Annotated in this window: 11 protein-coding genes; 6 read left to right on the top strand and 5 right to left on the bottom strand. The window is 44.4% G+C overall.

The features are described 5' to 3' along the window. Positions 1 to 219: 219 nt before the first annotated feature. On the bottom strand, positions 220 to 480 hold the full coding sequence (gene rpsT, locus AB8613_RS05915) for a 30S ribosomal protein S20 (protein ID WP_004739529.1): 261 nt from the start codon (positions 478 to 480) through the stop codon (positions 220 to 222). Between the two features lie 251 nt (positions 481 to 731). Here rpsT and murJ point away from each other — a divergent pair, with 251 nt between their 5' ends. The 6 genes from murJ to ispH all read left to right on the top strand — a co-directional run bounded on the left by murJ (position 732) and on the right by ispH (position 8574). Continuing rightward, positions 732 to 2294: a murein biosynthesis integral membrane protein MurJ gene (gene murJ, locus AB8613_RS05910; RefSeq protein WP_353057850.1), complete on the top strand. Its 1563-nt coding sequence runs from the start codon at positions 732 to 734 to the stop codon at positions 2292 to 2294. A 70-nt stretch (positions 2295 to 2364) separates the two neighbouring features. Continuing rightward, the gene (ribF, locus tag AB8613_RS05905) at positions 2365 to 3300 is read left to right on the top strand and encodes a bifunctional riboflavin kinase/FAD synthetase (RefSeq protein WP_017062867.1); all 936 of its coding nucleotides are present in this window, start codon (positions 2365 to 2367) and stop codon (positions 3298 to 3300) included. Between the two features lie 63 nt (positions 3301 to 3363). Continuing rightward, entirely contained in the window at positions 3364 to 6222 is a 2859-nt protein-coding gene (gene ileS / locus AB8613_RS05900) for an isoleucine--tRNA ligase (RefSeq protein ID WP_372384647.1), read from the top strand. 157 nt (positions 6223 to 6379) lie between these two features. After that, complete coding sequence (gene lspA, locus AB8613_RS05895; RefSeq protein ID WP_004735054.1) at positions 6380 to 6880, top strand: signal peptidase II; 501 nt, start codon at positions 6380 to 6382, stop codon at positions 6878 to 6880. Between the two features lie 149 nt (positions 6881 to 7029). Further along, on the top strand, positions 7030 to 7461 hold the full coding sequence (fkpB, locus tag AB8613_RS05890; RefSeq protein ID WP_102321451.1) for an FKBP-type peptidyl-prolyl cis-trans isomerase: 432 nt from the start codon (positions 7030 to 7032) through the stop codon (positions 7459 to 7461). Between the two features lie 156 nt (positions 7462 to 7617). After that, positions 7618 to 8574 carry a 4-hydroxy-3-methylbut-2-enyl diphosphate reductase gene (ispH, locus tag AB8613_RS05885; RefSeq protein ID WP_146490579.1) on the top strand — a complete coding sequence of 319 codons (957 nt, stop codon included), beginning with the start codon at positions 7618 to 7620 and terminating at the stop codon, positions 8572 to 8574. A 105-nt stretch (positions 8575 to 8679) separates the two neighbouring features. On the opposite strand, the gene AB8613_RS05880 is transcribed toward ispH, so the two are convergent. The 4 genes from AB8613_RS05880 to AB8613_RS05865 form a co-directional block, all read right to left on the bottom strand. Further along, on the bottom strand, positions 8680 to 9522 hold the full coding sequence (locus tag AB8613_RS05880) for an IS3 family transposase (protein WP_327784266.1): 843 nt from the start codon (positions 9520 to 9522) through the stop codon (positions 8680 to 8682). Continuing rightward, a complete protein-coding gene (locus tag AB8613_RS05875; RefSeq protein ID WP_372384646.1) occupies positions 9519 to 10028 on the bottom strand; it encodes a helix-turn-helix domain-containing protein in 510 nt (169 codons plus the stop codon). The genes AB8613_RS05880 and AB8613_RS05875 overlap by 4 nt, the downstream gene beginning before the upstream one ends. Before the next feature lie 99 nt (positions 10029 to 10127). Beyond that, positions 10128 to 10859 carry a two-component system response regulator BtsR gene (gene btsR, locus AB8613_RS05870; protein ID WP_017106772.1) on the bottom strand — a complete coding sequence of 244 codons (732 nt, stop codon included), beginning with the start codon at positions 10857 to 10859 and terminating at the stop codon, positions 10128 to 10130. A 105-nt stretch (positions 10860 to 10964) separates the two neighbouring features. After that, entirely contained in the window at positions 10965 to 12635 is a 1671-nt protein-coding gene (locus tag AB8613_RS05865) for a sensor histidine kinase (RefSeq protein ID WP_146490562.1), read from the bottom strand. Positions 12636 to 12687 lie beyond the last annotated feature (52 nt).

The raw sequence follows: 12687 nt of genomic DNA, 5'->3' as shown, positions 1-12687 counted from the left end.
AAATCTATCTATCTATCTATCTATCTATCTATCTATCTATCTACGTACCAATTTGCTTCTCTCTTTATTTTCCTGATTGTTTTTTATCTATCTGCTTAATTGTCTATCGGTAAGTAAAATGGCTGTTAGCACGTAAAATAAAAGCGTTACTCAAAATTTAGATATAAAAAAACCGGCCTAGGCCGGTTTTTTTCGTTTTGCGTTGTAATCAAATTTCTATTAAAGAGCTTTGATTGCAGCAGCGAAACGAGACTTATGACGTGCAGCTTTATTCTTATGAATAAGGCCTTTAGTCGCCATACGGTCAAGAAGTGGTGTAACTTCTACAAGAGCAGCAGTTGCAGCTTCTTTATCACCAGCTGCAATAGCTGCGATAGTCTTTTTCATGTAAGTGCGCATCATAGAACGACGGCTAGCATTGTGCTGGCGACGTTTCTCAGCTTGGATAGCGCGCTTCTTAGCAGATTTACTGTTTGCCAAGGGTCTAACTCCCAAAAACTTAGTTCGGTGACAATTTAAGGGCGAGGACTATCCCTCATTAGCGCTTAATTGTCAAATGATTTGTGCAAAAACCAATCGTAGCCAAACAAACTTTGGTATGGAAAGGTCATCGCGGTTAAGATGGCGGGGATTCTAACAGCATTTTTAGACCAATGCTAATAAATATGCTTCTTAGGATAGGATAGTATTTATCCTCGCTTGAAAGTAATCAACCAGTGTCAGAGGTTTCTGTGAGTAAACGACTATTAAAGTCAGGCCTGATTGTCAGTGCAATGACTTTTGTTTCCCGTGTGTTGGGGCTAGTACGTGATGTAGTAGTAGCAAATTTGATGGGGGCTGGAGCGAGTGCTGACGTATTCTTCTTCGCTAATAAAATTCCTAATTTCTTACGTCGACTTTTTGCAGAAGGTGCGTTTTCTCAAGCGTTTGTTCCTGTATTAACGGAATATCACGCAGCAGGTGATAAAGATAAGACTCGAGATTTAATTGCCAAAGTATCAGGTACGCTCGGAGTTTTAGTGTCTATCGTCACCGTTATCGGGGTATTGGGCTCTGGCGTGATCACCGCGATGTTTGGTGCGGGTTGGTTTATCGACTGGCTAAATGATGGCCCATCAGCGCCAAAATTTGAGCTAGCGAGCTTTATGCTCAAGATTACCTTTCCTTATTTGTGGTTTATCACCTTCGTAGCTTTATCTGGGGCCATTCTTAATACATTAGGTAAGTTTGCGGTCTCTTCTTTTACTCCAGTGTTCTTGAACGTGATGATCATAGGCGCTGCATGGTTTATTTCACCTAATTTAGAACAACCAGAAATTGGTTTAGCCATTGGTGTGTTTCTTGGTGGCTTAGTCCAATTTCTTTTCCAAATGCCTTTCTTGATCAAAGCGGGTGTGTTGGTTAAGCCGAAGTGGGGCTGGAGAGATCCGGGTGTAGTTAAGATCCGCACACTAATGATCCCTGCTTTATTCGGTGTATCGGTCAGTCAAATCAATTTATTGTTTGATACCTTTATTGCCAGCTTCCTCGCAACAGGCTCTATCAGTTGGTTGTACTACTCAGACCGACTGCTTGAATTTCCTCTCGGTTTATTCGGTATCGCGATTGCGACCGTGATTCTTCCTGCTTTATCTCGTAAACACGTAGATGCTCAAGGGGAAGGGTTCGCGCATACCATGGACTGGGGCGTGCGCATGGTTTTGCTGCTTGGTATTCCTGCGATGTTAGGTCTTATCGTTTTAGCTAAACCAATGCTGATGGTGCTATTCATGCGCGGTGAGTTTTCTCCACATGATGTACAGCAGGCATCGATGTCATTGGTAGCTTACGCATCAGGCTTGCTTAACTTTATGCTGATTAAAGTATTGGCTCCGGGTTACTACTCTCGCCAAGATACGAAAACACCGGTTAAGTACGGCATTATCGCTATGGTGACCAATATGGTGTTTAACGCGATCCTTGCTTATTTCTATGGTTATGTTGGTTTGGCGATTGCGACAGCCTTGTCTGCCTTTGTGAATATGGCACTGCTATATCGCGGCTTACACCTTGCTGGTGTCTACAAACTAACAAAGACGACTTTGTTGTTCTGCGCGAAGTTAATTGTCTCTGGCGGTGTGATGGTTGCGGCTATTTTGTGGCAGCTAGATAATATGCAACAGTGGCTTGAATGGAGCTTTAGTCAGAGAGCGCTGATGCTAACAGGCTTGATTGGACTTGGTGGCTTTGTTTATATTGTTTCGGTACTGGTTTTAGGTATCCGAGTAAAACATTTAAAAGCAGCGACAGATTAATACTGATTAGTATATAATCCGTCGGTTTCACACAATAAATGATGCAAATAACAGGTTTTAGCTGATCATAATGGAACTGATCCGAGGTATACACAATATTAAAGCGCAGCATCATGGCTGTGTATTAACCATAGGTAACTTCGATGGTGTTCATTTAGGACATCAAGAGGTTCTGAGTCAGGTTTCTAAACAAGCTGCAGCATTAGGGCTACCTTCTGTTGTTATGACGTTTGAACCGCAGCCTATGGAGCTGTTTGCCCGAGATAGAGCGCCAGCACGTTTAACTCGCTTACGAGACAAATACGTGCAACTGAGTAAGCTAGATATCAGTCGCTTATTGTGTGTCAATTTTAATCAGTATTTTGCAAGTTTATCCGCAGAAGCATTCATTAAAGATCTTTTGGTTGATAAGCTTGGTGTGAAGTTCTTGGTGGTTGGTGACGATTTTTGCTTTGGTAAAGGTCGCACTGGTAATTTCGCTATGCTCAAAGAGGCGGGCGAGAAGTACGGTTTTGAGGTGGTAAGCACCCAAAGCTATTGCTTAAACCAATTACGAGTAAGTAGTACTGAGATACGAAATGCATTAGCGGTCGATGACTTGGCTGCAAGTGCTACCATGTTAGGACGTGATTACAGTATTAGTGGTCGAGTGTCCCATGGTCGAAAACTAGGGAGAACTATCGGTTTCCCTACCGCTAATATTCCATTAAAGCGTTGTGTTTCTCCTGTATCGGGAGTGTATGTTGTTGAAGCTTTGGATATCGATGGTGTTCCTGTCGGTGGCGTTGCTAATATTGGACAACGACCAACAGTTAATGGGGTAAGGCAGCAATTAGAAGTGCACTTTTTTGACTTTAAAGCCAATTTATATGGTAAACAGTTAGAAGTACGACTTTTGCACAAACTGCGCGACGAGATAAAATTTGAATCGTTCGACGCACTAAAGAATCAAATAGAATTGGATGCTGAAGCCGCAAGGGTGTGGCTGCTTCAGCTAAAGAATTAATCGGATGATTCCACCGATTAACATAATGTCTAACTTCGCCCAATATAACGGAATTAAGAATCGATGAGTGATTATAAAGATACCCTGAACTTACCAGAAACAGGGTTCCCAATGCGCGGCAATCTGGCAAATCGTGAGCCAGAAATGCTGAAGCGTTGGTACAAAGAAGATCTTTACGGCGAAATCCGTAAGGCAAAGAAAGGTAAAAAATCTTTCGTACTACATGATGGCCCTCCATACGCGAACGGCGACATTCACATTGGCCACGCGCTGAATAAGATTCTTAAAGACATTATTATCAAATCTAAGACCCTTTCTGGTTTTGATGCACCGTACATCCCTGGTTGGGACTGTCACGGTCTTCCAATCGAGTTAATGGTTGAGAAGAAGAAAGGTAAGCCTGGTCAGAAGATTTCGGCTGCTGAATTCCGCGAAGAGTGTCGTAAGTACGCTGCGGGTCAAGTTGAAGGTCAGAAAGAGAGCTTCAAACGTCTTGGTATCATGGGCGAGTGGGACAAACCTTACCGCACTATGGATTTTGGCACTGAAGCGAACATCATTCGTTCTTTAGGCAAAATCGCAGACAAAGGTCACCTTCTTAAAGGTTTCAAACCAGTTCACTGGTGTACTGACTGTGGTTCTGCTCTGGCTGAAGCTGAAGTTGAATATAAAGATAAAGTTTCTCCATCTATCGATGTGAAATTTACTGCAACTGACGAAGCGGCACTTCTAGAGAAATTTACTCTAGCTGAAGGTCATGCGGGTCAAGGCGAAATTTCAATCGTTATCTGGACGACAACACCATGGACTCTGCCGGCGAACCGCGCAGTATGTCTACGTGATGATCTTGAATACGTGCTTATCCAAGTTGAAGCGAATGGCGACCTGCCTGCTCAACGTATCGTTGTTGCTTCTGAATTAGCAAAAGACGTAATGGACCGTGCAGGTATCGAGCATTTCCATAACCTTGGTTTTGCTACAGGTGCTGATCTTGAGCTTTCTCAGTTCAACCACCCGTTCTACGATTTTACTGTTCCTGCTGTTCTTGGTGACCACGTGACAACGGATTCAGGTACTGGTGTGGTTCACACTGCGCCTGGCCACGGTCAAGAGGATTTCGTGGTTGGTAAGAAGTACAACCTAGAAATCGCTAACCCAGTTGGTTCAAACGGCGTTTACCTGCCAGATACTGAGCTATTTGCTGGTCAGCATGTATTCAAAGCGAACGACTCTGTTTTAGAAGTTCTAAAAGAGAAAGGTGCACTTCTGCATCACCACGCATACGAGCACAGCTACCCACACTGTTGGAGACACAAAACTCCAATCATCTTCCGTGCAACACCACAATGGTTCATCTCTATGGATCAAGCTGGCCTACGTGCAAAAGCACTAGAGTCAATCAAGAGTGTTGAGTGGTTGCCTGAATGGGGTCAAAGCCGTATCGAAGGTATGGTTGAAGGTCGCCCTGAGTGGTGTATCTCTCGTCAACGTACTTGGGGTGTGCCAATTGCTCTGTTTGTTCATAAAGAAACAGCAGAACTTCACCCAGAAAGCCCAGCGCTTATTGAAAAAGTTGCGAAGCTAGTTGAAGAGAAAGGCATTCAAGCTTGGTGGGATGTAGACGCTGCTGAACTTATGGGCGCAGAAGACGCTGATAAGTACGAAAAAGTAATGGATACGCTAGACGTATGGTTCGACTCAGGTGTTACGCACTTCTCTGTTGTTGATTCTCGCGAAGAGTACAACTTCCCGAACGAAGAGCGCACTCACAGTGCTGATCTTTACCTTGAAGGTTCAGACCAACACCGTGGCTGGTTCCAGTCTTCTCTAATTTCATCTATCGCGATGAAAGACGAAGCACCATACAAGCAAGTACTAACACACGGTTTTGTGGTGGATGGTAACGGCCGTAAGATGTCGAAATCTATCGGTAACGTTGTTGCACCTAAAGATGTAACCAACAAGCTAGGTGCAGATATCCTGCGTCTATGGGTTGCTTCTACAGACTACACAGGTGAAGTTGCGGTTTCTGATGAAATCCTAAAGCGTTCAGCGGATGCTTACCGTCGTATTCGTAACACGGCTCGTTTCTTCCTAGCGAACTTGAACGGTTTCAACCCTGAAACTGACCTAGTACCTGCTGAAGAGATGGTTGCACTTGATCGCTGGGCTGTTGGTCGTGCTCAAGCTGCACAAGAAGAGATTGTTAAAGCATACGGCGAGTACAATACTCACGGTGTGACTCAACGTCTAATGCAGTTCTGTTCTATCGAAATGGGTTCTTTCTACCTAGACGTAATTAAAGACCGTCAGTACACAGCGAAGCAGGGCAGCCATGCTCAACGTAGCTGTCAGACTGCGCTTTACTACATCGTAGAAGCTCTCGTTCGTTGGATGGCACCTATCATGTCGTTCACTGCAGATGAAATCTGGAATGAAATGCCGGGTGAGCGCGACACGTTCGTATTCACAGGTGAGTGGTTCGAAGGTCTATTTGGTCTTGCTGAAGGCGAAGAGCTAAGCAACGAATTCTGGACTGAAATCCAATCTGTTCGTGGCGCAGTGAACAAGCTTCTTGAAGATGCTCGTAAAGAGAAAACGATCGGTGGTGCACTGCAAGCTGAAGTTACTCTATACGCTGACGACGCACTAGCGGCGAAAATCAACAAGCTAGAAGATGAGCTACGTTTCGTACTTATCACTTCTGCAGCTGTTGTTAAGCCACTGAGCGAGAAGTCTGATGCAGCGCAAGCGACAGACGTTGCTGGTCTATTCGTTGAAGTTGCAGCTACTGAAGCTGAGAAGTGTGATCGTTGCTGGCACCACACTCCAGATGTAGGCACTATCGAAGGTCACGAGAAAGTTTGTGGTCGTTGTGTGTCGAACATCGACGGTGAAGGCGAAGTGCGTAAGTTCGCATAACGACTCAGAGAAAGACTGAACTTTTTGTAAAAATCATAGCCCCAGTATCAACTGGGGTTATTTTTAGTTATAGGAAATGTGTTTAACCAAGTCGGTAATCAAAGCCACTTAAGGTGACTAACAATGAATATCAACTTCGTAAATACTAGGAATTGAAATGAGTGAAGTTTCGTTAAAACAATCTGGTGTACGTTGGTTATGGCTGGCTCTATTGGTCTTCTTGGCTGATATCGGCATTAAACTCTTTGTCATGGACAATATGGGTTATGGCTGGGCAAACCGTATTGAGGTGCTGCCATTCTTTAACTTTCTGTATGTGCATAACTACGGTGCAGCGTTTAGCTTCTTGAGTGATCAAAGTGGTTGGCAGCGTTGGTTATTTACGGGTATCGCCTTTGCGGTAACAGGCATGCTGACGTACTGGATGAGCAAACTACCAGCAGCAGAGAAGTGGAATAACATTGCTTATGCGATCATCATTGGTGGCGCAGTAGGTAATGTGTTTGACCGAGTCGTACATGGCTTTGTTGTCGATTACTTAGACTTCTACTGGGGCACTTACCACTGGCCTGCATTTAACTTAGCGGATATGGGAATCTGTATCGGTGCTGCGATGATCATCTTAGATGGTTTCCGTAAGAAAGACGAAAGCAAATAGCTTGCCTCAAAGTCAGTCTATGACTCACAGAATAGAATAGCCCTAAGCGCTGTCGGTTGATTCCGACGGCGCTTTTTTTTATGCTGTAAGTAATATGAGAGCGAAGCAAATTGCGTTTTCAAATAATAAAGAAATCTAAGGAAAGTAACGTGGCAGCAATTAAAAATGATTCAGCAGTAACTCTACATTTTACGATTAAAATGAAGGATGGTTCAGTTGCCGATAGTACGGAAAATATGGGCAAACCAGCAAAGTTCGTCATGGGCGATGGCAGTCTAAGTGAGAACTTTGAAGCGTGCTTACTGGGACTTGAAGCTGGAACTGAAAAGTCTATCGAACTGAAAGCAGAAGACGCGTTTGGTATGCCAAACCCTGATCATATTCACTATATGGATCGTGCTAAGTTTGTTGGCGATTCTGAAGTTGAAGTGGGCACTATCATGGCATTCTCTGGTCCTGACGGTATGGAAATCCCAGGGATTATTACTGACATCGCAGGTGATTCAGTGACGGTTGATTTTAACCACCCACTTGCTGGTCAAGACGTTACGTTTGACGTCAACATCTTAGCGGTAGAATAACTATCTTAACGTTAGAATAGCTGTCTTCACGCTAGAACAAGATAGCCTTACAGCTGTGATGTCACCCAGAGCTTCACTGTCTAGACGCTTCACTGTAGAATGCGAACCTCGCTGACGGCGAACTCTATAGAAACAACCTTAGTACCGCGGTAAATGATGAGCAATGAAATGAAAATAATGTTAGCTAACCCTCGTGGCTTTTGTGCCGGTGTCGATCGTGCGATCAGCATCGTAGAGCGTGCACTCGAAATGTATCAGCCACCGATCTATGTTCGCCATGAAGTGGTACACAACCGCTTTGTTGTTGAGGGGCTCAAACAGCGTGGTGCTATTTTTGTCGAAGAACTGAGTGAAGTACCAGACGACAACATCGTGATCTTCTCGGCTCACGGTGTTTCTCAAGCGGTTCGTAAAGAAGCGAAAGAGCGTGAGTTAACGGTATTCGATGCGACGTGTCCTTTGGTGACTAAAGTTCATATGGAGGTTGCTCGTGCGAGCCGCAAACATATGGAAGTAGTACTGATTGGCCACGCGGGTCACCCTGAAGTGGAAGGCACTATGGGTCAGTACGCGAGCCAAACTGGTGGTATGTACTTGGTTGAAAGACCAGAGGACGTACAGAATCTAGTGGTGAACGATCCGAGTAACCTGCACTATGTTAGCCAAACTACCTTGTCTGTTGATGAAACGGCAGATGTAATTGAAGAGTTGCGTCGTGTATTCCCTGAGATTCAAGGCCCTCGTAAAGACGACATCTGTTATGCGACTCAAAACCGTCAAGATGCCGTGCGTGAGATGGCGAATGACGTTGATGTAGTGATTGTTGTTGGTTCTAAGAACTCATCTAACTCAACTCGCCTAAAAGAGCTGGCTGAGAAGCTAGGTACGCCAGGCTACCTAACTGACTGTCCTGAAGACATTCAAACCGAGTGGGTTGAAGGCAAAAAGAAAATCGGTGTAACAGCCGGTGCTTCTGCTCCTGAAGAGTTAGTAAACCAAATCTTAGATCGTATTCGTGAGCTGGGTGCTACCGAGGTTGAAGAGATTCAAGGTCGTGAAGAGAACATGTTCTTCGAAGTGCCGAAAGAGCTGCAGATTAAGCAAGTCGACTAATCGCTATGGATTGGTGACAAGATCGATTCGCAAACACTATCGATTTGCAAATAGTAAAAAGCCAACGTTGATACTGAAGTGACCCCGTAAAGTTGGACATTTCTGTTAAGCGGCTTTCAAGGCCTGAGTTCGATATTCTATCGGAGTCAGGCCTTTTAGTTTCACTTTTATACGTTTGGTATTGTAGTACTCGATGTATTCTTTAATTTGCTCTATCAGAGCATCTGCATCTTCAAAGCTTTGGTTGTGATACATCTCTGTTTTGAGTAAAGCAAAAAAGTTTTCAGCAACCGCATTATCCAAGCAGTTACCTTTTCTCGACATGCTTTGTGTTAACCCACTCTCCGCTACCTTTTTTTGATACTGTCGATGGCGATATTGCCAACCTTGATCGCTATGTATAATTGGCTTTGAGTTGGGTTTAAGCTTTGATATGGCTTCCGTCAGCATATCCGTGACTAGCGGCAAGCAGGCACTTTTGGCCACTCTATAAGCAACCACTTCCTGAGTAAACAAGTCGACAACGGGAGACAAGTATACTTTCTGCTCTTTGACTTTGAACTCCGTGACATCAGTTACCCATTTTTCGTCGGGTTGAGTCGCACTAAAATCTCTTTCAAGCACGTTGGGAGCAGCTGTTCCAGACTCTCCTCGGTATGAACGATACTTTTTAATCCTGACCGTCGATTTAAGGTTGAGCTGAGCCATAAGCCTTTGAACCGTTTTGTGGTTAAGCACGAACCCCTGATTTTTTAGTTCCAAGTGAATACGGCGGTAGCCGTATCGCCCCTTATGTTCATGATAAATTGACTTTATCAACCGCAGCTCACGTTCGTAGCTATTTGGGCGTTTGCTCGTTTGAGCCTGATAATAAAAGACACTTTTTGCCAGCTGTAGAGTGTGCAGTAAGTGCTTTAACGGGTACTTGCCTTTAAGAGTTAGAGCTATGACCGCTTTTTCTTTGTTCGACGGTTTTTTTCCTGCTCCAACTCTTCCAACTTTTTTAGAACGGCATTCTCGGTTCGTAAGTAAACCAACTCCTCTTTTAGCTCCTCAAGCGTCATTTCATTATCAGGCTTAGTGGTACGTTGAGGTTGCTGTTTCATTGAGGGTCTTCCTTTCTGGCGCATTTTGAGCCCTTTGATACCGAGCTCATTAAATCGTTTGAGCCAGACTGAGAGTATCCCAGGGGATGAGAGGTTTAATACTGCGCTAGTGTGCGTGAGAGACCATTCATTCGTCCACATTAAATTCAATGCTTTTCGTTTTGTCCGAGCAGTAGCCGCATGGTTAGTTGGTAAAAATGAATCAGTACCATGGATGGCAAAGACTTGAGCCCAATACCGTATCTGTCTTGAAGAAATTGAATATTGTTTTGCTAAGTAGAGAGATGACGTGCCATCTAAGTATTGCTTAGCAATGATACATTTTAGCTCTCGGCTATATTTGGACATAAAAAGACCCCCAATAATTGGTGTCCAACTATTGGGGGTCAGTTCATACGTTGGCTTTTTTGATCGTACTTTGGAACAAGGCGTCGAACTTCTAACTCGTTACTGGAGACCGAGTTGCTCTTTTAAAGTCTTTAAGTAACGACGGCTAACAGGGACTTCAAAGCCAGTAAGGGTAATGATCTCCGCTAATCCATTCTCTAGCAGTTTGATCTCTTGGATCGATTTTATGTTGATCAAATATTGGCGATGACAGCGGATCAAATCGGTTTTTTCTTCCAAGATCTTTAGCGTTAACTGTGAGGTCGCGGTTTGCGATGAGCTACGAACATGCACACCACTGATATCGGAATAGGCGCACTCGACCGTTTGGCTTGCCATGATCACAATGCGGTTGTGACCAATACACGGAATCTGCTCTAAGTGGCAGGGAGCAATCGCTGAGATGTTCTGTTCTGGTGCTTTCTGGTTTTGTTTGATGACTTTATTTAGACGACAAACGCTCTTGTTTAATCGACAAGGCTCGACTGGCTTAAGTAGGTAATCAAATGCGTTATCTTCAAAGGCTTGAATCGCATATTGGTCGTAGGCGGTAACGAATACCACGTAAGGCATGGTGTCTGGGTCAAGCATGCTTAACAGTTCAATCCCGGTAACCTGCGGCATTTGGATATCCAAATACACGACATCAGGCTTGAGTAGATTGATCTGTTTCAGTCCTTCGATCGCGTTACTCGCTTGGCCAATGATTTCCACTTCTCCGGTTTCGGTTAGCAGCTCAATCAGTTCTTCGCGAGCAAAAAGCTCATCATCGACAACTAATGCCTTTAACATCCTACAATCTTCATCTTGGTTCTATCCCTGCTTGATTCACGCTTATCTTTTAAATGTCTGCTTCTAATTGTTTCAACTCGGAGCGATTTGTCTCCGAAAATACCATTATTTTAGTATAGGTATGATAAAGCTCATTCGAGTAAATTGCTGTGGCTGAGATTCTATTTTTAGTGCTGAATCTTGTCCAAAGAAATTAGTGAGTCGTTTGTCAACAATTTCCATACCTAATCCTACGTGATCTTGAGATGGCTTCTGATAATTACCCGCGTTGTCTTCAACGGTTAACTTGAATCCACCCTCGAAAGCTTCGCTATAGATCTTCACTTTGCCGCCTTCCAACATGTTTGAAATCCCATGTTTGATGGCGTTTTCTACCAGCGGTTGCAGGGTAAAGCTCGGCAATTGAGATTCATACAACTGCGGGTCGATATCCCATTCCACTTCTAGTCGATCGGTAAAGCGTGCTTTCTCTATGGTCAGGTAAGCGTTGACGTGTGCCAGCTCGTCTTTGAGCTTCACGGTGTTGATGTTCTGCTTTAGGTTGCTTCTAAAGAAGTGAGATAGGTGCTGAATCAACTCTCGAGCTTTATCTGGGTCACGGCGTGTTACTGCGCTGATGGTGTTAAGCGCATTGAACAAGAAGTGTGGGTTAACCTGAGCGTGCAGCAGCTTGATTTCCGCTTGTGTCAGTAGCGTCTGTTGTTGCTGATAGTTGCTAAATAGGATCTGGCTCGATAATAGCTGAGCGATACCTTCACCCATCGACATATTGATGGTCGAGAATAGTTTTAGCTTTGGCTCATACAGTTTAATGGTGCCGACCACTTCGTTACCCGCGCGGAGTGGAATAATCAGAGCTGAGCCCAATTTACAATCCTGCGACAAGGAGCATTGGTATGGGTTCTCTTTGCCATCAAGGTAGATGATGTCGTTCTGTTCCATCGAAGTGAGCGTGCTTTGTGATGAAATTGGGGTATTTGGAATATGGTGTTCATCACCAATGCCGACGAACGCGAGAATTTTTTCTCTGTCGGTAATCGCTACCGCACCAACATTGGTCTCTTCATAAACGATACGTACGATTTTTTGTGCGTTATCGGAATTGAACCCGCCATGCAAAATACCTACCGAACGCTCTGCGATGGTTAATGCGCGGCGTGAGAAGGTAGCCGAGTATTTTTCGAAGATGGTTTTCCTGTCTTGGATGATGCTCATGAACAGCGCTGCACCGACTGAGTTAGCAATGATCATTGGCGCAGCAATATCAGAGACCAGAGCGTAGGACTGTTCGAAGGGTTTTGCGACCGCCAGTAGAATCAGCATTTGAATGATCTCTGCAAACAGGGTTACCGAGAAAACCACCAACGGGTTAAACAGTTGGCTGGCTTTGTTCTTTCTGACTAAGTAAACGTGCAATAGGCCACCAATCAAGCCTTCTGCTGTGGTCGAAATAGCACAAGCCAAGTCTGTGAAACCGCCTAATGAGTAACGGTGAATACCGCCAGTAAAGCCGACGGCAAAGCCAACCACAGGGCCGCCAAACAGACCCCCCATAACCGCACCCATCGCACGAGTGTTGGCTATCGCGTCATTAATCTGCAGTCCGAAATAGGTACCCATAATACAGAACAGAGAAAACAGAACATAACAGCTGACTTTATGACTTAAGCGTGAAGATATGCTCAACAAAGGCAGAATCAATGGGGTTTTACTTAGCATATAAGCAATCACTAAGTAGACACAGGTTTGTTGCAGTAGAGAGAGAATGAGTTCCATATTTTCACCTATTGAGACGCTTGTTAAGTGTAAAGCTCATTGCGTGGTAACG

The sequence above is a fragment of the Vibrio sp. BS-M-Sm-2 genome (assembly GCF_041504345.1).
Classification (GTDB): Bacteria; Pseudomonadota; Gammaproteobacteria; order Enterobacterales; family Vibrionaceae; genus Vibrio; species Vibrio satsumensis.
The sequence above is the reverse complement of the archived record's forward strand: the minus strand, read 5'-3'. Positions and strand labels throughout refer to the sequence as shown.

Excerpts from the sequence above, each read along its gene's own strand:
- ribF (WP_017062867.1), top strand. The coding sequence starts at position 2,365 with ATGGAACTGATCCGAGGTATACACAATATTAAAGCGCAGCATCATGGC.
- ileS (WP_372384647.1), top strand. The coding sequence starts at position 3,364 with ATGAGTGATTATAAAGATACCCTGAACTTACCAGAAACAGGGTTCCCA.
- lspA (WP_004735054.1), top strand. The coding sequence starts at position 6,380 with ATGAGTGAAGTTTCGTTAAAACAATCTGGTGTACGTTGGTTATGGCTG.
- ispH (WP_146490579.1), top strand. The coding sequence starts at position 7,618 with ATGAGCAATGAAATGAAAATAATGTTAGCTAACCCTCGTGGCTTTTGT.
- AB8613_RS05875 (WP_372384646.1), bottom strand. The coding sequence starts at position 10,028 with ATGTCCAAATATAGCCGAGAGCTAAAATGTATCATTGCTAAGCAATAC.
- btsR (WP_017106772.1), bottom strand. The coding sequence starts at position 10,859 with ATGTTAAAGGCATTAGTTGTCGATGATGAGCTTTTTGCTCGCGAAGAA.
- AB8613_RS05865 (WP_146490562.1), bottom strand. The coding sequence starts at position 12,635 with ATGGAACTCATTCTCTCTCTACTGCAACAAACCTGTGTCTACTTAGTG.